Raw genomic sequence first — 20,014 nt, forward strand, 5'->3', positions numbered from 1 at the left:
GGGGCGCCCGGGACACCAGGGGCGGCCGGTCATGGACGTGCGGTGAAGCTTCCACCGTTCCCACGGCCGCCCCCGGTGTGCCTCCGTAAAGTGCGCTCATGTCGGATGAACCACCAACTGGCCTTACCCGCCCAGAAGTTGGCTTACGCAGGGCCGTCGGCCGCCGCAGGGCGGCCGCACCTGTCGCCGCCCTCGGCCTCCTCGTCGGCGCCGTCGGCGTCGTCGTCGCGGCGGGTGCCGGGAGCGCGATGTGGTTCAGGCGGCGCCGGGGGGAGGATGGCTGAGGAGGCGGCCGGGAGCGATGGGGACGGTCCTTCTCCCGGCAACGAACCGGCGTTCCACCAGACTTCCGTCCAAAGCGGCGACGGAACGCAGATCAACGCCCGGAAGATCGACGCGGTGCACGTCCACGTCCATCTCAGGCAGTGGTGGGTCGAACTGGCCAGGGCGATCCGCAGACTGGCCCGGGGAGCGGACAGACCGGCCGCGACGGCGGAGGAGTTGGCCCGGGCGGCCGACGAACTGGCCTCGGCGGTCGGGAAGCGCTGGCAGGCCGAGGCCAGACTCCGCCGGCTCGACGACCCGATGCGGTTGCCCGTGTTCTGGGCGAAGGCCGACGAGGAGACGTTCGATTCGGACCACCCCGAGAACGTCTGGGGGGACCGGGACGCGGAGGACCTGACCGGAGATCTGGACCGGATCGCCGAGCTCCACGAACGCCTTCCGTACAGCCGGCTCGTGGTGCTGGGCGACGTCGGTTCGGGAAAGACGGTGCTCAGCCAGCGGTTCGTCCTGGAGCGGCTGGCGGGCCGTGAACCCGGCGCGGCCGTACCGGAGATCTTCAGCCTCGGGTCGTGGAACCTGGACGAGGACTCGCTCGACGCCTGGCTGAGCCGCCAGCTGATCCGCGACCAGCCGTGGCTGCGCGCCCTCACCGCCGACGGAGGGACCACCCTGGCGGACGAGCTGGTGCGCGGGAACCTGATCCTGCCCGTCCTGGACGGCTTCGACGAGATCCCCGAACGTCTGCGGGACAAGGCCCGCAACCAACTCGACGACGCCTCCCGGCCGTACGTCCTCACCAGCCGCGTCGACGCCTACCGGCAAGCCGTGCTGGACACCAGGGGGCTGCATCGGGCCGCCGTGATCACCTTGGCCGGCCTCTCCCCCGACGCCGCGGTGGAGTATCTGCGGCGCAGCAGTCCGCCGAAGGCCGGATCCGGCTGGGAACAGGTGCGGCAGGAGATGTCGGCCGACCCCGACGGCCCGCTGGGCACCGCCCTGTCCACGCCCCTGATGGTCCACCTGGCCGCGATCGTCCACGGCGAGCGCGGTACCGGCGGCCCCAAGGGCGCGGCCCGCGGACCGGAGGCGTTGCTGAGAGCCGGGCGGTCGGGCACCCGCGACACGGTCGAGGACGGCCTGCTGAGCGGTTTCCTTCCCGTCGTCTACCGGGACGGGACCGAAGACGAGGACCGTGCGCGGGTCCAGGAGTGGCTCGGCTATCTCGCTCACCAACTGGGCGACGGACATGACCTCAAGTGGTGGGAGCTGGGCAGCAGAACGCTGAGCCGTCCCGTGCGCACGGTCTTGGTCGGGACGGTGACCGGGCTCGCCTTCGGGCTCTTCGACACGGTCGTGGTGTGGTCGCTCATGCCGTTCGTGACGCCCAAACCCCCGTACTGGATCGCGGCCGCGCCCCTGCACGGAGCCGGCCTCGGGCTGCTGACGGGTATCGGGTTCGGGTTGGTATACGCGTTCACGGACGGGGGCGGCGCGCGGGAACCCTCCGGCGTCAGCATGCGGCTCCTTGGCCGGACGAGACCGTCCCGCAGGACGCTCGGCCGCCGACTGGCGGTAGGACTCACCGGCGGATTCGGGTTCGGGTTCGTCACCTGGTTCGCAGCCGCTCTCGTCTACGGCGTCGTGACGGGAACGGCACTCGTACCGGCCCTCCTGGCCGGACTGCGCAACGGTCTGGTAGGCGGACTGGTGTCCGGGCCGGCCCTGGGGCTCGCCTACGGCGGCGGCGCGGGCGGCCCGGAGGAGGAACGCCCGCGGCTCAAGGGTGTGATCGGGCACTTCCGGCGGAGGATCTGGCCACGGCTCACGATCGGCTACGCGGCCGCGTTCTCGGGCGGGCTCGTGTTCTCGGTCATGGGCCCGCTGGTGAGCGACCTGGCGACGGGGGGCGGGGCCGGGCTCGGGACCGTGCTGGTCTCCGCGTTCGTCAGCGGCCTCGGATACGGGCCCATGCTCGGACTCGTGTACGCCCTGACAACAGCCCTCTCGGCCCCGATCCCGCCCGACTCCACCAACGCCCCCGATCGCCTCCTGAGGACCAGCCGCACGGCACTGCTCCAGCAGTCGCTCCTGAACACTCTGGTCTTCGGGGTGGTGGGCTGGCTCGTCTTCGGGAGCGCCGGCAACTTCCCGGACTGGGCGTTCTACACGCTCGACTTCGGCCTCGGCATCGCCATGGCCTACGGGCTCGCGCTGACCGCCTGGGGCCACTGGATGGTCCTGGCCCGCATCTGGCTGCCGCTGACCGGTCGGCTGCCCTGGGCGGTGCACGCCTTCCTCAAGGACGCCCACCGCCGAGGCGTCCTGCGCCACTCGGGCGCCGTGTACCAGTTCCGCCACGCCCTGCTCAAGGAACACCTGGCGCGGACGTACAAGGACCAGGAGGAGAAGGGATGAGCGGGGTCAGTCCGCGCCGAACAGCTCCTCCCGGCGCACCCGCCACCGCTCCATCATCTCCGCGATCTCCCCGTCCACGAACTCGAAGAAGGCGAGCGTCTCGGCCATCCGCCGCCCCGCCGGGGTCTCGGGGCCGAGGCTGGTGACGCCTTCCCTGAGGGCGGTCTCCCAGCGCTTGATCACGGCCTCGCGGTTGGTGAGCGCCTCGTACCACTGGTTGCTGTGCACCCGGTACCGCTCCCGCCGCGACCCCGGCTCGCGCTCCCGCGCCACCATGTGCTGCTGCGCCAGGTAGCGCACCCCGCCGGACACCGCCGCCGGGCTGACCTGGAGCTGCTCGCCCAGTTCTGCGGAGGTCAGGGTGGACGAGTCGGAGGCGAGCAGGGCCGCGAAGATACGGGCGGGCATGCGCTGCATCCCTGCCTCGACGAGCTGCGCCGCGAAGGACTCGACGAACTTCGACACGGCCTCCGTGTCCCGGCCGCCGGCTGTTTCCGTCATGGGCTCACCCTATCCGAGCTTCAGACACTTCCTTAACTTCACAATTTTCTGAAAGAAGCGTACGTTCTGAACCATGACGAAGGCAATCACGGTCGCCGGGCTCCACAAGTCCTTCGGCCGCACCCAGGCCCTGGCCGGCCTCGACCTGGCCGTCGAGGCCGGCGAGGTGCACGGCTTCCTCGGTCCCAACGGCTCCGGGAAGTCGACCACGATCCGGGTGCTGCTCGGCCTGCTGCGCGCCGACTCGGGCGCCGCGCAGATCCTGGGCCGCGACCCCTGGGCGGACGCCGTGGAGGTGCACCGCCGGATCGCCTACGTCCCCGGGGACGTGACTCTCTGGCGCAACCTCTCCGGCGGCGAGGTCATCGACCTGTACGGCCGCCTGCGCGGAGGCCTCGACGCCCGCCGCCGCGCCGACCTGCTCGACCGGTTCGCACTCGACCCGACGAAGAAGGGCCACACCTACTCGAAGGGCAACCGGCAGAAGGTCGCCCTGGTGGCCGCCTTCGCCTCCGACGTCGACCTGCTGATCCTCGACGAACCGACCTCCGGCCTCGACCCCCTGATGGAGGAGGTCTTCCAGCGCTGCGTGGGGGAGGAGCGCGACCGCGGCCGGACGATTCTCCTCTCCTCGCACATCCTCAGCGAGGTCGAGGAGCTCTGCGACCGCGTCAGCATCATCCGGGCCGGCCGGACCGTCGAGTCCGGCTCGCTCGCCGACCTGCGCCACCTCACCCGTACCAGCGTGACCGCCGAACTCGCCGGTCCGCCCAACGGGTTGGCGCACCTGCCCGGCGTCCACGACCTCGACGTCCAGGGCCGCCGCGTCCGGCTCCAGGTCGACACCGACCAGCTCACCGCCGTACTCCGCTCGCTCTCCGAGACCGGCGTCCGCTCCCTCACCTCCACTCCCCCGACCCTGGAGGAGCTCTTCCTGCGCCACTACCAGGACCAGGACGGGGCGGTCGCCCGATGAGCGCCCTCGTCGGCACCGGCACCCTGCTGCGCTTCGCGCTCCGCCGCGACCGGGTGACGACCCCGGTGTGGATCGCGGTCAACGCCCTGATGGTCCTCTCCATGCCGGGCACCCTGCGGAGCCTGTACGGCACGGCGGCCGAACGCGCCGACCTGGTAAGCCAGTTGCAGACCAACGCCTCCTTCCGCGCCCTGATCGGCCCGCTCCACGACACCTCGCTCGGAGGCCTGACGGCGTGGCGGGTGGGCGTGTACGCCGGTCTCCTCGCGGCCGTGACCAGCCTGCTCGTCGTCGTACGCCACACCCGCGACGAGGAGGAGACCGGTCGCGCGGAGCTCGTGGCGTCGGGCGCGGTGGGCCGCCGGGCGGCCCTGACCGCGGCCCTGCTGGCGGCGGCGGTGGCCAACGGGGTGCTGGCCCTGATCGTCACCGCGGGCCTGGCGGGGCAGGGCGCGGCCGGGGCGCTGTCCCTCGGCCTCGGCGTGGCCGCCACCGGCATGGTCTTCGCGACGACGGCCGCGATCGCCGCCCAGCTCACGGAGAGCGCCCGGCTGGCGAGGGGCCTCACCGCCGCCGTCCTGGGCGCGGCCTTCGTGCTCCGCGCGGCGGGCGACTCGGCGACCGCTGGGGGCACCTCCCAGGCTTTCGGCACTGGGGGAGGCTCCTCGCCGTGGACGTGGGTCTCCCCTCTGGGCTGGCTGGAGAACCTGCGGCCCTTCGCCGCCGAACGCTGGTGGGTGCTGCTCCTGTTCACGGCCGCGGTGCTGGCACAGGCGGCGGTGGCCTACGTCCTGGCCGGGCGGCGCGATCTCGGCATGAGCTTCTTCCCCACCCGTCCCGGCCCGGCCGCCGGCCGCCTCGGCTCCGCCGCCGCGCTCGCCTGGCGGCTGCAGCGGGGCGGTGTGCTCGGCTGGTCGCTCGGCTTCTTCCTGGCCGGCGTGGTCTACGGCGGCCTGACCCAGGGCGCGGCCGACCTGGTCGGCGACAACGAGAACGCCCGCCGGATCTTCGAGCGGATGGGCGGCCGGAACGGGCTGACGGACGCGTTCCTCGCCTCGATGATCGGGACGCTGGGGCTGCTGGCCGCGCTGTACGTGGTGGCGTCGGTCCTCCGCCTCAACAGCGAGGAGACCTCGGGCCGCGCCGAACCCCTCCTCGCCTGCCCGGTGAGCCGCCTGCGCTGGGCGGCCGGCCACCTCACGATCGCGTTCGCCGGATCGGCCCTGATCATGCTCCTCGCCGGAGCGGGCTTCGCCGTCGGCTACGGCAGGCAGGTGGGCCCGGTCCTGGGCGCCTGCCTGGTACAGCTCCCGGCGGTCTGGGTGATCGGGGGGTTCGCGGTGCTGCTGTACGGCCTGGCCCCCGGCCTCTGCGCCCCCGCCTCCTGGGGAGTCGCCGTGGCGGTCCTCCTGATCGGCTGGGTGGGCCCGGCCCTGAACGCCCCGCAACTCGTCCTGGACCTCTCCCCCTTCGGCCACCTGCCGAAGCTGCCGGGCGGGGGGATGGAGTGGGGGCCGGTGGCGCTCCTGCTCGGGCTGGCGGCGGCGCTGACGGCCGCGGGACTGACGGGCCTGCGGAGGCGGGACCTCACGGCCTGAGGGGCGGGTGGGGGTGAACCGTTCGACGGCCGACTGTTCATGCGCCACAACCACCTTCCGGGGAAGGGCAATTGGCAGCAAGCGGTGGTCTACTGCATGACATGAGTCTTACGGGCGATACGCGGATCACGCTGGTCACGGGTGTGGCCTTGGGAGGGTTCCCGACGGTCCTCCTCCTCGTCTGCGACTTGTTCTTGCGCCTTCCGTGGCAGCTGGTACTGGCTCTCGCCGCCGGCATGTTCGTGTTCGGGTTCCTGCTCGCCGTCATGCCGCTGGGCGACGACCAGCGCGGCGCGGACCGGCGGGAGAACAGCCGCGTGATCCTGCTCGCCTGGGCCTGCCTCAACGGGGGGCGTTGCGAGACCGACCCGGCGGCGTTCACCGCCGACGGGGAAGGGTGGGAGCTGCCGGCGAGCCCGCGCTTTCGCGGCTCGCTGCTGGCTGTGGGCCACCGGGACGGCGTCGAGGTGGGCATCAGCTGCTCCACGCACCGGGACCCCGAGACGGGCACCGATATGCCCATGACGGTCCTGGTCCGCCTCTCCGAGGAGCGGTCGCCCGCACGGGTGCAGTACCGGAAGATCTACCGACTGGGTCTGGGGGAGCACGCGGAGTCGGTGGCGATGGGCGGCCGGGAGCTGTGGGTGAAGTTCGAGGGCTGGCCGAGTGATTTCGTGGAGCTGAACGCGCAGGTCGACGCAGTCGTGCGCGTGGCGGCGAGCCTGCCGGAGACGTGACGCGACCGGCTGACAGCGGACTCTCAGTCGATGTACTGCTTGAGTTCCTCGGTGTCGAGTTCGATGCCGACGGGATCGGGGAGAGAGACCTTGCCCCCGAGCTTCACCACGTGGATGTCCCGGTATCCGTACTCCGGGTCCGGGTCGCTGTGCACAGCGACCCGGCGGGCATCCCGGTCGATGAGCAGATAGAGGGAAATACCCGCTTCGGCGTATGCCCGGGGCTTCACCACACGGTCGCACGCGTGGGTACCGGGGTCGGCGGACGTGACTTCAAGCGTCATCAATACGCCGTCGGGGTCCGACCAATCGCCATGCCCTTTGAAGTGGCCCACCGGCGCGAGCACGCCGTCCGGCAGGACACGGCCTTGGCGACACGCCTCCACTTTCAGTCCCCGGGACGGGTACAGCCCGAATCCCGGCGCGGCCTCCATCCAGAGCCGGATCAGGTGGGTGACGAGAGACCCGTGGTTGCCGTTCATCCCCTTCCTCACCTGGATCCGCCCACCAAGGAACTCGAATCGGACCGTCTCGATCTCCCGTTCCGCGAATGCCTCGATCTGCTCGAACTCGTCCACCGACATCTGCGGCGAAGTGCCCTGTGTCATGAAGGTCATTGTGCTTCCACAGGCCCCAAAGAGGCCTACCGGACGACCGGAACGGATGACAATGGGTGGTCACCCCAACCCGACGCTCAACCCTTCCAGCCCCCTGATCACGAAGTTCGGCTTCCGCTGCGGCTCCGCCGCCAGGGTCAGGGTCGGTGCCCGTTCCAGCAGGGCCGTCATGGAGGCGGCCAGTTCGATGCGGGCGAGCGGTGCGCCGATGCAGTAGTGGATGCCGGCGCTGAAGGAGATGTGCGGGTTGTCGCGGCGGGTCAGGTCGAGGCGGTCGGGGGCCGCGAAGACGTCGGGGTCGTGGTTGGCGGAGCCGAAGAGCATGGCGATCTCGGCGCCGCGCGGGATCGTGGTCCCGTCGATCTCGATCTCGTCCAGCACCCAGCGTTCGAAGAGCTGGAGCGGGGTGTCGTAGCGCATCAGCTCCTCGATCGCGGTGGGGATCAGGGAGTGGTCGGCACGGAGGGCGGCGAGCTGGGCGGGGTTGCGGAAGAGGGCGTACCAACCGTTGACCGTGGCGTTGACGGTGGCCTCGTGGCCGGCGTTCAGCAGGAGTACGGCGGTGGAGATCATCTCCTGCTCGGTGAGGCGGTCGTCGTCCTCGTCGTGCGCGGCGATGAGCCCGGAGATCAGGTCGTCGCCGGGCTCCTTGCGCCGCTCGGCGATCAGCTCCCGCAGGTAGTCGGAGAACTCCACGGAGGCCCGGACCGCCTTCGCCGCCGTGTCCTCGGACGGGCTCAGCTCGTACATCCCGCAGATGTCCGCCGACCAGGGGCGCAGCGGGGCGCGGTCCGCCTCCGGGATGCCGAGCATCTCGGCGATGACGGCGACGGGGAGGGGCTCGGCGACATCGGTGAGCAGGTCGCCGCCGCCGCCGGCCACCAGCCCGTCGACGAGCTCTCCGGCGAGCCGGGCCACGTACGGCTTGAGCCGCTCGACCGTGCGCGGGGTGAACGCCTTCGACACCAGGCGGCGGATGCGGGTGTGGTCCGGCGGTTCGAGGTCGAGCATGCCGTGGTCGTTGAGCGTGTGGAACGGCTCGTGCTCGGGGACCGGCGCGGTCCGCCCGAAGTCCTCGTGCGTGAACCGGTGCTGGTACGTCCGCCCCAGCCGCCGGTCCCGCAGCAGCGCCGAGACGTCGGCGTGCCGTGGAACCAGCCACTGGTCGGTGGGCTCGAAGTACTGCACCCGGCCCCGGGCGCGGAGCTCGGCGTAGGTGGGGTACGGGTCGGCCAGGAAGTCCGGGTCCCAGGGGTCGAAGGCTGCCATGGACGGACGTTAGACCGCCGGTCCCCCTCCTGACCAGGGGTGTCTCAGTGCTCAGGCGGCGGGCAGGTTCCAGTACTGCCAGGCGTACGGGCCGCAGTTGCGGAGGTTGATGCCCGCGTGCTCGCTCGGGTCACCGCTGTTCTGGATGCTCAGGCACTGGTTGTCGACCTCGGTGCGCAGCCAGTTGCCGTCCTTGTACCAGCGCTGGTTGGCCAGCCCGTGGCAGTCCCCGACGACCTGGGCGGCAGCGTTGACCTCTCCGTTCTTCACATCGAGACAGTGCTGTTCGGCGCCGTTGACGAGCTTCTTGCCCGACCAGTACCAGAGCTGGTTGCCGGTGCCGGCGTTGCAGGTCTGCACCTCGACGTTGTCGCCGTTGGAGGCGAGGCACTTGCCGTTGAGGTGCGTGGTGATCTGGAAGTACTGCGGCACCACCGCCGCCTGGACGGGCAGGGCGGTGGCGACGAGGGGGACAGCGGTCAGCGCGAGGGCGGCCAGGCCGCGCTCCAGGTGCTTGATCATGATCTTTTGTGTAGCGGGGGCGCCTGCTCCGCCAACAGGCTGTGAACTGGGGCTTCACCCGATTGGCGGAGCGGTTTCACCGGGCCCGGGACGAGCCACGGAGCGTGTTCCTGCTCCAGCAGCTTTCGGCGGGGGCAGTAGCTTGCCGACTCCGTCCGCAACGACAGAGTGGAGGGCCGCGGATGCCCCGGGAAGCGCCCTACCTGGCCACGGCCGAGGCACTGCGCGCACGGATCGCCGCGGGCGAGTGGCGGCTCGGCGACCGGCTGCCGTCCCGGGCGCGGCTCGCCGAGGAGTACGGCGTCGGACGCAATGTCGTGCAGCGGGCGGTGGACCTGCTGATCGCCGACGGGTTCCTGGAAGGGCGGGCGGGCTCGGGGACGTACGTCCGGGTGCCGCACGAGCGGCTGCGGATGGTCCGCTCCCGGCGCCGCGAACGCTCGCTCGCCGCCCTGACGGAGCGGGGCCGGGCGGGTGCCTGGGACGCGCACAGCGAGGTACGGGTCCCGGCCCCCGAGGACATCGCCGGGCGGCTCGCCGTCGCCCCCGGTGATCTCTGCGTCCGCACGCACTACGAGTTCCTCGCCGGCGGCCGGCCGGTCCAGCTCTCCGAGTCCTGGGAGCCGCTGGCCCTCACGGACGGCACGCCGGTCGTCCTGCCGGAGCGGGGGCCGCTCGCGGGCCGCGGGGTGGTCGAGCGCATGCGGTCCATCGGCGTGGACGTCGACACGGTGGTCGAGCTGCCGCGCCCGGCCCGCGCCACCCGGGTCCAGGCGAACCTGCTCGGGATAGCCGCCGGAGATCTGGTGCTCGCGATCGAGCGGACCATCTACGACACCGGCGGACGGCCGGTGGAGACCGCCGACATCGTCATTCCGGACGCCCGCCGGGAGGTCGTCTACGAGTTCGCGGTGGACCGGTAGCGGATGCGCCGCCGTTCCCCCGGTCTCCTGGGCGACCCGGACTTCCGCCGCCTCCTCGCCGCCACCGCCCTCGGTCAGCTCGGCGACCGTGTCGTCTTCCTGGCGCTGCCGCTGGTCGCGATCACGGCCCTGGGCGCCTCCGCGTTCCAGGTCGGGCTGCTGACCGCGCTGACGACGGCGGGCTCGCTGCTCGTGGGGCTGCCGGCGGGCGCCTGGCTGGACCGGACCCGGAAGCGGCCGGTGCTGGTCGCCGCCGACCTCGCACGGGCGCTGGTCCTGCTCACCGTGCCGGTGGCCTGGTGGGCGGGCCGCCTCACGTTCCGGTGGCTCTGTGCCGTCGCGTTGACCCACGGCGTACTGACCGTCTTCTTCGACGTCGCCCACGTCAGCTACCTGCCGCACCTGGTGGGCCGCGCCCGTCTCGTCGAGGGCAACGCCCGGCTCTCGGCAGTCCGCTCGGTCACCGGCATCGGCGGCCCGGTGGTGGCCGGACCACTGGTCGGCGGGTTCGGCGCCCCCGCGACGCTGCTGGCGAGTGTGCTGGGGATGACCCTGTCGGGTCTGCTCGCGACCCGCATCCGCAGGCGGGAGGAGCGGCCGGCGGCAGGCCGACTCCCGCGGCTGGTCCGGGACATCGGTGTCGGCCTGCGGTTCGTCCTCGGTCAGCCGGCCCTGCGCGCCGTCGTCCTCGGGGACGCGATGTTCAACCTCTTCCTGGTCCTGTACCAGGCCATGCTGCTGGTCTGTCTGGAGCGGGTGATCGGGCTCTCGCCCTTCGGCGTCGGCCTGATCCTGTCGGGGATGGGGTGCGGTGCGCTGCTGGGCGCGCTGCTGGCGGCCCGGGCGGCACGGCGGCTCGGGCAACGGACGGTCATCTGGCTCGCCCCGCTGGTGACTTGCCCGCCGACCGCGCTGATGCCGCTGGCGCGGCCGGGCTGGAGCGTGTGGGTGGCCGCGGCCGGGCTCGCGGCGCTCTCGCTGGGCGGGGTCGTCCGCGTGGTGGCCCAGTCGAGCCTCCAGCAGAGCCTCACCCCGGACCGGCTCCTCGGCCGCATGAGCGCGACCGCCCGCTTCGTCTCCTGGGCCGGCATCCCCCTGGGCGGCCTCCTGGGCGGCGCCGCGGGCTCGGCGTTCGGCCCGGCGACCACGCTGTGGATCGGCGCGACCGGCATGACGCTCAGCGCCCTGCCGAACATCGGCACGGGGAGGGTGATTGGAGGATCCGTATCACGGCAGGCCCCGCACACCGGGCATCGCACGCCTCGCCGGTGAAACACATCCTCCAGTTACTGATCAGGAGGTGAGGGGCGGGAGGGTGGGGGTGCGGGCTCACACGAGTCACGGACCGGGGTCACCGGCCTTGAGGTGCTCGATGAGGGCGGCGAAGGCGGGGGTGGGGAAGGAGAGGGTGCTGCGGGTCGGTGTGTGGGACGCGGACCCCGAACCCTCCGTCTTCCCGGGCGGATCGGAGGCCTTGGCCGACGGGGGCAGAGGGCTCGCCCTCGTCCGGGCCTGCTCCGATCTGTGGGGCCGGCAGCCGCTGTCCCGGTTCGGGAACCGGGGCAAGTACGTGTGGTGCGAGCTTGCCGCGGCGTGAGGCGCCGCCTAGTGCCAGCCGTGCCCGGACCCGGGGACCGTCACCGGCTTTCCCCGGAAGCATCCGACGGAGTACGGATACTCTCCGTTGAGGTGGTAGTGGTACATGACGACCTTCCGGCCGTCCCACGTGATCGCGTGGGTGTGGCCGTGGCAGACGTCCAGGTCGCTGTTCTTCACGATCTTTCCGTCCTCGCCGCGCGGGCCGAAGACACCGAAGCCGTCGATGGCGTATCCCACGAGCGGTGAGTGCCGGGCGCGGGAACCGGTGTTCGTGGCCGCGCTCGAGGACTTGCTGCCGAAACAGGCCTGCGAGGGGCCGTGGTAGTGGTACTGCGTGTCGTACGGATGGCCCCAGCAACGGTCCAGCGGCAGGGCCGCGTTGGGATCGACCGGCCGGTCCTCCGCGTCGGTGGCCACCTCCAGGTGGAAGGTGCCGCCCGCCAGCGCCATCCCGGTCGTCAGCTGGTCGATGCACGTGGGCTGGGCCTGGACGGAGGGATCGCGTGGCACGGTGACGTCGAGGTTCCACGGCTCGATGGGGATCGCGGCCGCGTTGGGGTACCCGTGCGCGGGAATCTCCGCGTAGTACGGGTAGGCGGGCGTGCCCTGCTGGACGGGGAAGCGGCCGGTGGAGTGGTCCGGGAGCCCGTTGCCCTGGAAGCGCCTTCCGGTGGCGGACGTCGTCACCTTCAGGTCCTTGTGCCAGTGCATGGTGCCCGAGACGAAGGGGCGCTTGAGTACGTCGATGACACCGTGCGCGTCGATCCACGGGCGGTCGGGCCGGCCTTCCGGCCCGGTTCCCGCCGCCCGCATCACCTCACCACGCCCGGCTGCCGATGCCTCGCCGACACGTACGCGCGTTCGGGTGAGCCCGCGAGCCCGCGTCCGTCAGGGCGTGTAACGCCGGTCCGTCAGGGACTGCTGGTGGCCGGAGGGGTGCCAGGGCTGGGGGATCGGGGCGGGGGCGGCGGGGGTGTCGGCGTCGGCCCAGTCGCGCTGGCCGCCCACGACCTCGGGGTCGAACATGACGATCGCCGCGGCCAGGATCAGGGCCGCCACCGGGCCGGCCAGCATGAGCAGGAGGAAGGCCAGCAGACTCGTCGAGGACTGGCCGCCCGTCTGCACCTGGGCGACGTGGACGCTCACCGCGGCCATTCCGGTGTAGTGCATGGTCGAGACGGCCGCGCCCATCACCAGGCTGGCGCCGATCGTCGCCCAGACCGCGCTGATCGACACCGCCGCCCAGAGCGCGGCGGTCGCGGCGACCACGGCGATCACCACGGAGAGGACGACGACCGTGGTGTCGTAGTGCACGCTGCCGCCGGTGTTCATGGCGGTCATGCCGAGGTAGTGCATCGCCGCCACACCGAGGCCGGTGAGGACTCCGGCGGTGCCGAGGGTGACGGGGCCCGAGCCCCGGTAGCCGACCAGGAAGACGCCGACGGCGACCACCGCGATGGCGACGAAGAGGCTCAGCACCGTCCGGCCGGTGTCGTAGCTGACCAGGGCGCCGTCGACGCTGAAGCCGATCATCGCGATGAAGTGCATGGTCCAGATGCCGCAGCCGAGGGACACCGCACCGAGGGCGAGCCAGCCGAATCGTTTCTCTCCGTGCCTGCGGCCGATCGAACGGGTCGTGCAGCGCAGGGCCAGCACGGCACCCAGACAGGCCATCAGGTAGGCGGCTATCGGGGTGACCAGGCCGTAGTGGAACTCGGACACGTCAGCGGTCATCGCGGCAACTTTCTTCACGCGAAACGGGGACGGGGTGGGGAGCAGAGGGGACGGCTGCGGCTCCCGCCGGGGAAACGGGAGTGGGAAGAACGGGAAGAGGAGGAAGGGAACCAGCCAGGTGGCTGATTTCTTCACCATTCAAACACAACTGCAGCACGCTGTGTCCACACCCGTACCGCCTGCGATCGAATCGCAATATCGACAGTGCGCATGGCATGTGCGTTTCCTGTGCCGCCCCGGCGTCCTACCCCGGTGTCACCAGCCGTGCCTCGTAGGCGAACACCGCCGCCTGGGTGCGGTCGCGCAGCCCCAGTTTCACCAGGATGCGGCTGACGTGGGTCTTGATGGTCGACTCGGCCACCACCAGGCGTTCGGCCATCTCCGCGTTGGACAGGCCCTGGGCGATGAGGACCAGGACCTCCGTCTCCCGGTCGGTGAGGTCGCCGTAGGCCGCGTGGGCCGCGGGCATCAGGCGCGGGGTGTCGGAGAGTTTCGAGAACTCGGTGATCAGCCGCCGGGTGACCGAGGGGGCCAGGAGGGCCTCCCCACCGGCCACCACCCGTACCCCGTCCGCGAGCTGGCGGGCCGAGGCGTCCTTGAGGAGGAAGCCGGAGGCTCCGGCGCGCAGGGCCTGGTACACGTACTCGTCGAGGTCGAAGGTGGTCAGGACGAGGACCTTGGACGTGGTGTCGGCGGCCACGATCTCCCGGGTCGCCTCGATGCCGTTCAGCTCGGGCATGCGGATGTCCATCAGGACCACGTCGGGCGCGAGTTCACGGACGCGGTCCACCGCCTCGCGGCCGTTGACCGCCTCGCCGACGACCTCGATGTCCGGCATCGCGTTCAGCAGGACCGAGAAACCCTCGCGCACCATCATCTGGTCGTCCGCGATCACCACCCGGATGGTCATGCGTCGGCTCCGGCGGCGGTGGCCGGCAGGAACACCGTCACCTCGTAGCCTCCCTCGGCCGTGGCGGCCGCCGTCATCTCGCCGTTCAGCATGGAGACCCGCTCCCGCATGCCCGTGATGCCGTGACCGGCGCCGGGGGACGGCTTGATGAGGGCGGGCTGCGGCGCCGGGCCGTTGACGACGCGCAGGCCCAGGCCGCCGATGACGTACCCGATCTCGACACGGGCGCTCGCTCCCGGCGCATGCCGCAGGGTGTTGCTCAGCGCCTCCTGCACGATCCGGTACGCCGACAGCTCGACGCCCTGCGGGAGTTCGCGGACCGCTCCGGTCACCCCCTTGTCGACGGTCAGGCCCGCCTCCCGCACATTGCCGAGCAGCGCGTCCAGGTCGGCGAGGGTGGGCTGCGGGGCGTCCGGCGCCTCGTAGTCCTCCGCCCGGACCACGCCCAGCACCCGACGCAGTTCGGTGAGCGCCGCCACCGCGTTCTCCCGGATCGTGGCGAACGCCTTCTCCAGCTCCGGCGGCGGGTTCTCGACCCGGTAGGGGGCCGCCTCCGCCTGGATGGCGACGACCGACATGTGATGGGCCACCACGTCGTGCAGTTCACGGGCGATCGTCGTGCGCTCTTCCAGGAGCGTCCGCCGCGAACGCTCGTGCGCCGTCTGCGTCTGCTGCGCGGTCACCGTCTGCTCGGCCTCCCGGCGGATCTGCCGGACGGTGACGGCCAGCAGGACTATCGCGGAGACCACCAGCATCGAACCGGCGTCGTTGCCGTAGTGGCCGCCGCCCAGGGTCGACACGACCGCGAAACTGTAGAACGCGGTGATCGCCCACATCCAGGCCGCCGTACGCGGACGGGTGCGGACCGCGACGACCGTGAGCACCACCAGGTGGGAGATGAAGCTGCCCATCGTCCACGGCCAGTCGCTCCAGGATCCGCCCAGCACCATGCCGGCCCAGCCCGCGACGAGCGACAGCCAGAAGGCGGCGACCGGACGCGCCAGCGTGAGCAGCACCGGTGCCACCACGATCAGACCGGCCAGCAGGGTCCCGGCCGATCCCACCGAGCGGTCCGCGACGGTCGCGAGGAGCGCCACCACGGCGGCCGCGGCCACCGCGAGATGCGGGGTCCAGACCGCGTACTCCCGCCACCGGACGGGGAGACGGCGGACGAACGGGCGGTCGATGCTCATCGGGGGCAACGGCCGGTAGGCGAAGGCGTCCTGGAACAGGTCCTGGCGCAGCCTGCTCAGCGCGTCCAGCGCCGCCCGGATCTCCGGGCTGCGCGGCTTGTACGGTTCGAACGCGCCGTCCGGCTGCTCCGGCGGCAGCGGCTGGGTGTGGGTCGTCTCGGTCACGTACACGACCGTAGGCGGAGGCGGGGGTAGCCGTCGTCACCAGTGAGGTGGGTCCTCGGGCATCCTCCTCAGGTACTACAGGTACGTCGCGGAGCAGCGGGAAGCCGGTGCCGGTCAGCGGCCGGAGGGCGGAGGGCAGTCAGCGGCCGGAGGGCCGTACCAGCCCGGACTCGTAGGCGAACACCGCGGCCTGGGTGCGGTCCCTGAGGCCCAGCTTCACCAGGATGCGGCCCACATGCGTCTTCACGGTCTGCTCGGCGACCACCAGCCGCTCGGCGATCTCCGCGTTCGACAGGCCCTGCGCGATCAGGGTGAGGACCTCCGTCTCGCGCTCGGTCAGATCACCGACGCGCACCTTCAGCGGGGCCCGTACCCCGCCCCCGTCCAGCTGGGAGAACTGGGCGATCAGCCGGCGGGTGACGCCGGGCGCGAGCAGCGCGTCACCGGCCGCGACCACCCGCACCGCCTCCGCCAGCTTGTCCGCGGACGCGTCCTTGAGCAGGAACCCGGACGCGCCCGCCCGCAACGCCTCGTACACGTACTCGTCCAGGTCGAAGGTGGTGAGCACCAGCACCCTGATGTACGGGCGTTCGCCGGTGATCCGGCGGGTGGCCTCGATGCCGTTCAGCTCGGGCATGCGGATGTCCATGAGAACGACGTCCGGGGTGAGTTCGGCGACCTTTTCCACCGCGTCCAGACCGTCCACCGCCTGGCCGACCACCTCGATGCCGGGCTGGGCGTTCAGCAGCACGGTGAAACCCTGCCGGACCATCTGCTGGTCGTCGGCGATGACCACGCGGATGGGGTTGCCGTTGCTGCTCGTCATACGTGGTCGTCCTTCGGGTCGGGGGCACGGGTGGTGCCGGTGGTGGGGTCCGGGGCGGGGCCGGGCACCAGGCGGACGCCTGGGGCGGCGGCCGGGAGCTCCGCGAAGACCCGGTAGCCGCCGTCCGGCCGGTGGCCCGCCGTCACCGACCCGCCGAGCATCGCGGCCCGCTCCCGCATGCCGAGCAGTCCGTGCCCGGCGCCCGGCGACGGCGGCGCGGGCCGGGTCGGCCGGGAGTTCTCCACGGACACCAGGAGTCCGTAGGGGATGTACTCGATCTCGACATGCGCGGTCGCCCCCGGCGCGTGCCGCAGGACATTGCTCAGCGCCTCCTGCACGATCCGGTACGCCGACAGCTCCACGCCCGACTGCATCGGCCGCCGCTCGCCGTTGGTCCGGGCGGTGACGGTCAGACCGGCCGCCCTGGTGTTCTCGACCAGGGTGTCCAGCCGGTCCAGGGTGGGCTGCGGGCTGTGCGGACCGGTACCGGGGGCGTCGGACGCGTCCTCGTCGGCGCTCTCGGAGCGCAGGACGCCCAGCACCCTGCGCAGTTCGGTCAGCGCCTCCAGCGCGTTGTGCCGGATGCCGTCGAGGTTCTCACGCAGCTCGTCCGACGGGTTCTCCACCAGGTGCGGGGCGACCTGCGCCTGGATGGAGATGACCGACATGTGGTGGGCGACCACGTCGTGCAGCTCGCGCGCGATCCTGCTGCGTTCCTCCAGCAGGGTGCGCCGGGCCCGTTCCTCCTCGGTGAGCGAGGCCTGGCGGCCGAGTTCCGCCCGCGCCTCGCGGCGGCCCCGCAGCGCGGTGCCGAGCACCACGACGATCGCGGCCAGGACGACGGTGACCACCGAGGTGGACTGGTGCGGCGGCGCACCCCAGACGCCGTCGAGGAGCCAGGTGACCACCACGGTCACGGCCAGGGCCTCGACGGCCACCCGGACCCGGACCCGCAGCGTGAGCAGCAGCAGGACCAGCAGGTGCGCGATGATCCCGGCCACGGTCCAGGGCCAGGTGAAGAAGACCCCCGGAGTCATGCCCAGCCGGCCGTGCAGCGCGAGGGCGCCCACCAGCATGGCCCCCGTCGACAGCCACCATGCCGGGACGGGCCGCCACATCGCGAGGACCACGGCGCCGCCCGGGGCGAGTCCGAGCAGAGAGGCGAGACCGGGACCCAGGTACCCGTTGTCCGAGAGCTGCGCGATGCCGCCGAGCGTGATGCCGAACGCCGCCAGGCACAGCACGCCGTGCGGCAGCCAGCGCAGCCATACGGAGGGGGGCAGCGGGTCGAGGCGGACGGTGCACAGGTCGTCGCGGAGTATCCGCAGCCAGCGCAGTACGCGGTCGATCCCGATCCACTCCGGCCGCCGGGTCCCCGTCTCCGTCACAGCGATCAGCCTAGACACGGCGGGCTCCCGCCGGTGCAGCCCGATCGGACGAGGGGCGGGTCCGGACCACGCGCGGGCGGATCCGGGGGCGGCCGCGCTCGTAGGTGTGGAACGCCGCCCAGCAGACGGCGAGCGTCAGGGCGAAGGCCGGCAGCCAGAGCAGGCGGGCCGCGACCCAGGTGAGGCCGTCGGGGGGTGTGTGGAGGCCGGGAAGGCGGCCGAGCAGCAGGCCGGTGGCCGTGGTCGCCATCAGGGCCGTCTGGTGCCAGAGGAAGATCGTCATCGCGGAGAGGTTGACGAGCGCCACCGCCGCCCAGGCGAGCGGGCGGCGCATCGCACGACGCAGCCGCTCGCGCAGGAGCAGGGCGAGGCCGCACTGCGCCAGGCCGAAGGTGACGGCCGCCAGGGTGGGCGGGTCGAGGTTGGAGACGGCCGAGCCGGGGACGCCGACCATCGACGCCGGGTAGCCCGCCCACGCGACGAGGCCGGCCGTCGCCGCCGTACCGCCGAGGAGCAGGACCCAGCCCGCGCGCGGGCGGTCCAGTTCGCCGCGGGCCCAGGCGGCGCCCAGGGTGTACGGCACCAGCCAGCCCGCCGCCAGGTTCACCCAGCCGAGGCCGGCCGGGGCGCCGAAGCCGAAGCGGAGAAGGTCCACGTGAAGGACGACGGCCAGCGGCCACAGCGGGTTGAGCCGGGCGACGAGCGGGGTCGCCGCCGTCAGCGCCGCGAAGACGAGGAGGAACCAGAGCGGGGACAGGGCGAGCTTGACGAGGGTGTGGACGGTGGTGACGTCGGTGCCGGAGAGGAGCAGGGCGGTGGTCGCGATCGTCCAGAGGACGAGGAGCGCGGCCACCGGTGTGAAGAGGCGGGACAGACGGGCCGTCAGCCAGCGGTGGTAAGGGATGCCCCTGGCCTGTGCCGAGGCGTGACCGCGGGCGGCGACATGGCCGCCGACCAGGAAGAACACGGCCAGGGTCTGGAACACCCAGGAGATCGGGGCCAGCCACGGCAGGTGCTGGAGCGGGCTGCTGGTGTGCAGCGTGCCGCCGTCCGCCACGAGCGCGGTGACCAGCCAGTGGCCGAGGACCACACCGAGGACGGCACACGCCCGGAGGGCGTCCACGGCTCGGTCGCGGTCGGGTGGCGTGGCGTCGTCCACGCGGCGCGCGAGGTGTCGTACGGGGCCTATGGGGTTCGACAGGCTGAGCGTCGGCGTCCTACGCACGGGTGACCTCCGTTGTCTCGCCGAGGACGATCCGGGCGAGGTTGGCCAGGGAGGCCGAGCCCGGGGTGAAGTAGTCGCTGTGGCCGCCGGGGCCCGCCGCGAAGACACGGGCGCCGAAGGCCGGGGACACGGGGTCGGTGCCGAACCCGACGGTCTTGCCGAAGAGGCCGGCGTGCAGGTGCGGGACCTCGGCTATCCAGTCGTCCGCTCCCCGGGCCGCCCAGACGCGGGCGGAGGTGTGCAGGTCCGCGGCCGAGTCGACGCCGGTGCCGGGGCTGCCGACCAGGGCGATGTCGGTGACGCCGAGACCGGTGAGGGTGGGGGCGGCGCGGGCGCAGACCACCGTGCCGTAGGAGTGGCAGAGGAGCGCCACGGACGCGGGCCCGGGGGCGGTGAGGGTGCGGAGTCCGCGGATGAACTCGCGCAGCCGCGGGGCGGCTTGGCCGGCTCGTCCCGGGGTGAGGACCGCGGTGCTGATCGTGGCGGGGGTCCGGTAGCCGAGCCAGGCCATGACCGCGGTGCGGGTGTCGCCGGGTGCCTCCCGGGTGAGGCGCCGGTACAGGGACACGGCCGTGGCGCGGAAGCGGGCGTACGTGTCGAGAGTGGTGTCCGAGCCGGGGACGAGCACGGCGATGCGGGTCGCGTGCGTCAGGTCGCCGAAGACCTCGATGACCTGGCCGCCGCCTCGGCCGTCGAAGCGGAGGAGCCGCCGGGCCGGGGACGCGAGGGCGCGGTCGACGGCGGCGCGGGAGGTGTCGCCGTGGGCGGCGGCCATCCGGGCGGCCTCGGCGGCGTTCTCGCGGTTGGCCTCGTAGGCGGTGGCGACGGTGGCCGGGGTGAGGCGGGCGGGGAGGGCGGCGGGGGGCGGGGCCGGGATCCGGGGCCGGGCGGCCGCGGAGAGGGGGAGGACCACGGCGACGGTGAGGAGGGCGGCGAGCAGCGTGCGGCGCAACCTCCCGCGCCAGTGCGCCCGGTCCTGCCTCCGCCGCTCCCCCGTCACCGCCGTCATGGTCGGTCCCCCCGCTCAGTCCGCCCGGCCGTCGGGCTTGCCTGATCGGGAAATTACGGAGCCGACCGTGTCGCTCGCGTCCCGCCTGAGAACTCACCTTGCAGGTAGCTCTCAGGTACTAC

General features: G+C 72.3%; 18 protein-coding genes and 1 pseudogene. 7 read left to right on the plus strand and 12 right to left on the minus strand.

Features of this window, described 5'->3' with window-relative positions; translation table 11 throughout:
* Positions 1-276: 276 nt before the first annotated feature.
* Positions 277-2,700 (plus strand): NACHT domain-containing protein, encoded by a 2,424-nt coding sequence (locus tag ABZ887_RS11800; RefSeq protein ID WP_361286441.1) that lies wholly within the window; start codon positions 277-279, stop codon positions 2,698-2,700.
* A gap of 6 nt (positions 2,701-2,706) precedes the next feature.
* Here the strand turns inward: ABZ887_RS11800 and ABZ887_RS11805 are convergent, their stop codons facing one another.
* Positions 2,707-3,201 carry a MarR family transcriptional regulator gene (locus tag ABZ887_RS11805; protein WP_361286444.1) on the minus strand — a complete coding sequence of 165 codons (495 nt, stop codon included), beginning with the start codon at positions 3,199-3,201 and terminating at the stop codon, positions 2,707-2,709.
* Positions 3,202-3,274: 73 nt separating this feature from the next.
* On the opposite strand from ABZ887_RS11805, the gene ABZ887_RS11810 reads away from it, so the two are divergent.
* The 3 genes from ABZ887_RS11810 to ABZ887_RS11820 all read left to right on the plus strand — a co-directional run bounded on the left by ABZ887_RS11810 (position 3,275) and on the right by ABZ887_RS11820 (position 6,512).
* Positions 3,275-4,177 (plus strand): ABC transporter ATP-binding protein, encoded by a 903-nt coding sequence (locus ABZ887_RS11810; RefSeq protein ID WP_361286447.1) that lies wholly within the window; start codon positions 3,275-3,277, stop codon positions 4,175-4,177.
* Positions 4,174-5,775 (plus strand): ABC transporter permease, encoded by a 1,602-nt coding sequence (locus ABZ887_RS11815; RefSeq protein ID WP_361286450.1) that lies wholly within the window; start codon positions 4,174-4,176, stop codon positions 5,773-5,775. Before ABZ887_RS11810 ends, ABZ887_RS11815 begins: the two co-directional genes overlap by 4 nt.
* Positions 5,776-5,876: 101 nt before the next feature.
* The gene (locus ABZ887_RS11820) at positions 5,877-6,512 is read left to right on the plus strand and encodes a hypothetical protein (protein WP_361286453.1); all 636 of its coding nucleotides are present in this window, start codon (positions 5,877-5,879) and stop codon (positions 6,510-6,512) included.
* A gap of 23 nt (positions 6,513-6,535) precedes the next feature.
* Here the strand turns inward: ABZ887_RS11820 and ABZ887_RS11825 are convergent, their stop codons facing one another.
* From ABZ887_RS11825 to ABZ887_RS11835, 3 genes are read right to left on the minus strand one after another with little or no spacing between them, the layout of a single operon-like run.
* Positions 6,536-7,129: a Uma2 family endonuclease gene (locus tag ABZ887_RS11825; RefSeq protein ID WP_361286456.1), complete on the minus strand. Its 594-nt coding sequence runs from the start codon at positions 7,127-7,129 to the stop codon at positions 6,536-6,538.
* Between the two features lie 60 nt (positions 7,130-7,189).
* Entirely contained in the window at positions 7,190-8,398 is a 1,209-nt protein-coding gene (locus tag ABZ887_RS11830; protein ID WP_361286460.1) for a cytochrome P450, read from the minus strand.
* Between the two features lie 51 nt (positions 8,399-8,449).
* The gene (locus ABZ887_RS11835) at positions 8,450-8,920 is read right to left on the minus strand and encodes a ricin-type beta-trefoil lectin domain protein (RefSeq protein ID WP_361286463.1); all 471 of its coding nucleotides are present in this window, start codon (positions 8,918-8,920) and stop codon (positions 8,450-8,452) included.
* Between the two features lie 182 nt (positions 8,921-9,102).
* On the opposite strand from ABZ887_RS11835, the gene ABZ887_RS11840 reads away from it, so the two are divergent.
* The 3 genes and pseudogenes from ABZ887_RS11840 to ABZ887_RS11850 all read left to right on the plus strand — a co-directional run.
* Positions 9,103-9,843 carry a GntR family transcriptional regulator gene (locus ABZ887_RS11840; protein WP_361286466.1) on the plus strand — a complete coding sequence of 247 codons (741 nt, stop codon included), beginning with the start codon at positions 9,103-9,105 and terminating at the stop codon, positions 9,841-9,843.
* Positions 9,844-9,846: 3 nt separating this feature from the next.
* Positions 9,847-11,115: an MFS transporter gene (locus ABZ887_RS11845; RefSeq protein ID WP_361286469.1), complete on the plus strand. Its 1,269-nt coding sequence runs from the start codon at positions 9,847-9,849 to the stop codon at positions 11,113-11,115.
* Between the two features lie 136 nt (positions 11,116-11,251).
* Positions 11,252-11,440 (plus strand): annotated as a pseudogene (locus tag ABZ887_RS11850) (ATP-binding protein); the annotation flags it as partial.
* 8 nt (positions 11,441-11,448) lie between these two features.
* Here ABZ887_RS11850 and ABZ887_RS11855 read toward each other — a convergent pair.
* From ABZ887_RS11855 to ABZ887_RS11890, 8 genes are all read right to left on the minus strand, one after another.
* Positions 11,449-12,255, minus strand: a complete 807-nt coding sequence (locus ABZ887_RS11855) for a YHYH protein (protein ID WP_361286472.1) — start codon at positions 12,253-12,255, stop codon at positions 11,449-11,451.
* Between the two features lie 75 nt (positions 12,256-12,330).
* A complete protein-coding gene (locus ABZ887_RS11860; RefSeq protein WP_361286475.1) occupies positions 12,331-13,176 on the minus strand; it encodes an MHYT domain-containing protein in 846 nt (281 codons plus the stop codon).
* A gap of 244 nt (positions 13,177-13,420) precedes the next feature.
* On the minus strand, positions 13,421-14,086 hold the full coding sequence (locus ABZ887_RS11865) for a response regulator transcription factor (RefSeq protein WP_361286478.1): 666 nt from the start codon (positions 14,084-14,086) through the stop codon (positions 13,421-13,423).
* The gene (locus ABZ887_RS11870; RefSeq protein WP_361286481.1) at positions 14,083-15,444 is read right to left on the minus strand and encodes a histidine kinase; all 1,362 of its coding nucleotides are present in this window, start codon (positions 15,442-15,444) and stop codon (positions 14,083-14,085) included. The genes ABZ887_RS11865 and ABZ887_RS11870 overlap by 4 nt, the downstream gene beginning before the upstream one ends.
* A 139-nt stretch (positions 15,445-15,583) precedes the next feature.
* Positions 15,584-16,270: a response regulator transcription factor gene (locus tag ABZ887_RS11875; RefSeq protein ID WP_361286484.1), complete on the minus strand. Its 687-nt coding sequence runs from the start codon at positions 16,268-16,270 to the stop codon at positions 15,584-15,586.
* Positions 16,267-17,658 carry a sensor histidine kinase gene (locus ABZ887_RS11880; RefSeq protein ID WP_361286487.1) on the minus strand — a complete coding sequence of 464 codons (1,392 nt, stop codon included), beginning with the start codon at positions 17,656-17,658 and terminating at the stop codon, positions 16,267-16,269. The genes ABZ887_RS11875 and ABZ887_RS11880 overlap by 4 nt, the downstream gene beginning before the upstream one ends.
* A gap of 10 nt (positions 17,659-17,668) precedes the next feature.
* Positions 17,669-18,859, minus strand: a complete 1,191-nt coding sequence (locus ABZ887_RS11885) for an acyltransferase (protein ID WP_361286725.1) — start codon at positions 18,857-18,859, stop codon at positions 17,669-17,671.
* Between the two features lie 16 nt (positions 18,860-18,875).
* Positions 18,876-19,892 carry an alpha/beta hydrolase gene (locus ABZ887_RS11890; protein ID WP_361286490.1) on the minus strand — a complete coding sequence of 339 codons (1,017 nt, stop codon included), beginning with the start codon at positions 19,890-19,892 and terminating at the stop codon, positions 18,876-18,878.
* Between the last annotated feature and the right edge of the window lie 122 nt (positions 19,893-20,014).

This window comes from Streptomyces sp. NPDC047061, from assembly GCF_040643955.1.
Taxonomy (GTDB): Bacteria; Actinomycetota; Actinomycetes; order Streptomycetales; family Streptomycetaceae; genus Streptomyces.

What these genes read in the sequence shown, in the direction of transcription:
- ABZ887_RS11830 (WP_361286460.1), bottom strand. Translation starts at nt 8,398, where the DNA reads ATGGCAGCCTTCGACCCCTGGGACCCGGACTTCCTGGCCGACCCGTAC.
- ABZ887_RS11840 (WP_361286466.1), top strand. Translation starts at nt 9,103, where the DNA reads ATGCCCCGGGAAGCGCCCTACCTGGCCACGGCCGAGGCACTGCGCGCA.
- ABZ887_RS11835 (WP_361286463.1), bottom strand. Translation starts at nt 8,920, where the DNA reads ATGATCAAGCACCTGGAGCGCGGCCTGGCCGCCCTCGCGCTGACCGCT.
- ABZ887_RS11820 (WP_361286453.1), top strand. Translation starts at nt 5,877, where the DNA reads ATGAGTCTTACGGGCGATACGCGGATCACGCTGGTCACGGGTGTGGCC.
- ABZ887_RS11865 (WP_361286478.1), bottom strand. Translation starts at nt 14,086, where the DNA reads ATGACCATCCGGGTGGTGATCGCGGACGACCAGATGATGGTGCGCGAG.
- ABZ887_RS11860 (WP_361286475.1), bottom strand. Translation starts at nt 13,176, where the DNA reads ATGACCGCTGACGTGTCCGAGTTCCACTACGGCCTGGTCACCCCGATA.
- ABZ887_RS11810 (WP_361286447.1), top strand. Translation starts at nt 3,275, where the DNA reads ATGACGAAGGCAATCACGGTCGCCGGGCTCCACAAGTCCTTCGGCCGC.
- ABZ887_RS11875 (WP_361286484.1), bottom strand. Translation starts at nt 16,270, where the DNA reads ATGACGAGCAGCAACGGCAACCCCATCCGCGTGGTCATCGCCGACGAC.
- ABZ887_RS11845 (WP_361286469.1), top strand. Translation starts at nt 9,847, where the DNA reads ATGCGCCGCCGTTCCCCCGGTCTCCTGGGCGACCCGGACTTCCGCCGC.
- ABZ887_RS11805 (WP_361286444.1), bottom strand. Translation starts at nt 3,201, where the DNA reads ATGACGGAAACAGCCGGCGGCCGGGACACGGAGGCCGTGTCGAAGTTC.
- ABZ887_RS11825 (WP_361286456.1), bottom strand. Translation starts at nt 7,129, where the DNA reads ATGACCTTCATGACACAGGGCACTTCGCCGCAGATGTCGGTGGACGAG.
- ABZ887_RS11890 (WP_361286490.1), bottom strand. Translation starts at nt 19,892, where the DNA reads ATGACGGCGGTGACGGGGGAGCGGCGGAGGCAGGACCGGGCGCACTGG.
- ABZ887_RS11815 (WP_361286450.1), top strand. Translation starts at nt 4,174, where the DNA reads ATGAGCGCCCTCGTCGGCACCGGCACCCTGCTGCGCTTCGCGCTCCGC.
- ABZ887_RS11855 (WP_361286472.1), bottom strand. Translation starts at nt 12,255, where the DNA reads ATGCGGGCGGCGGGAACCGGGCCGGAAGGCCGGCCCGACCGCCCGTGG.
- ABZ887_RS11800 (WP_361286441.1), top strand. Translation starts at nt 277, where the DNA reads ATGGCTGAGGAGGCGGCCGGGAGCGATGGGGACGGTCCTTCTCCCGGC.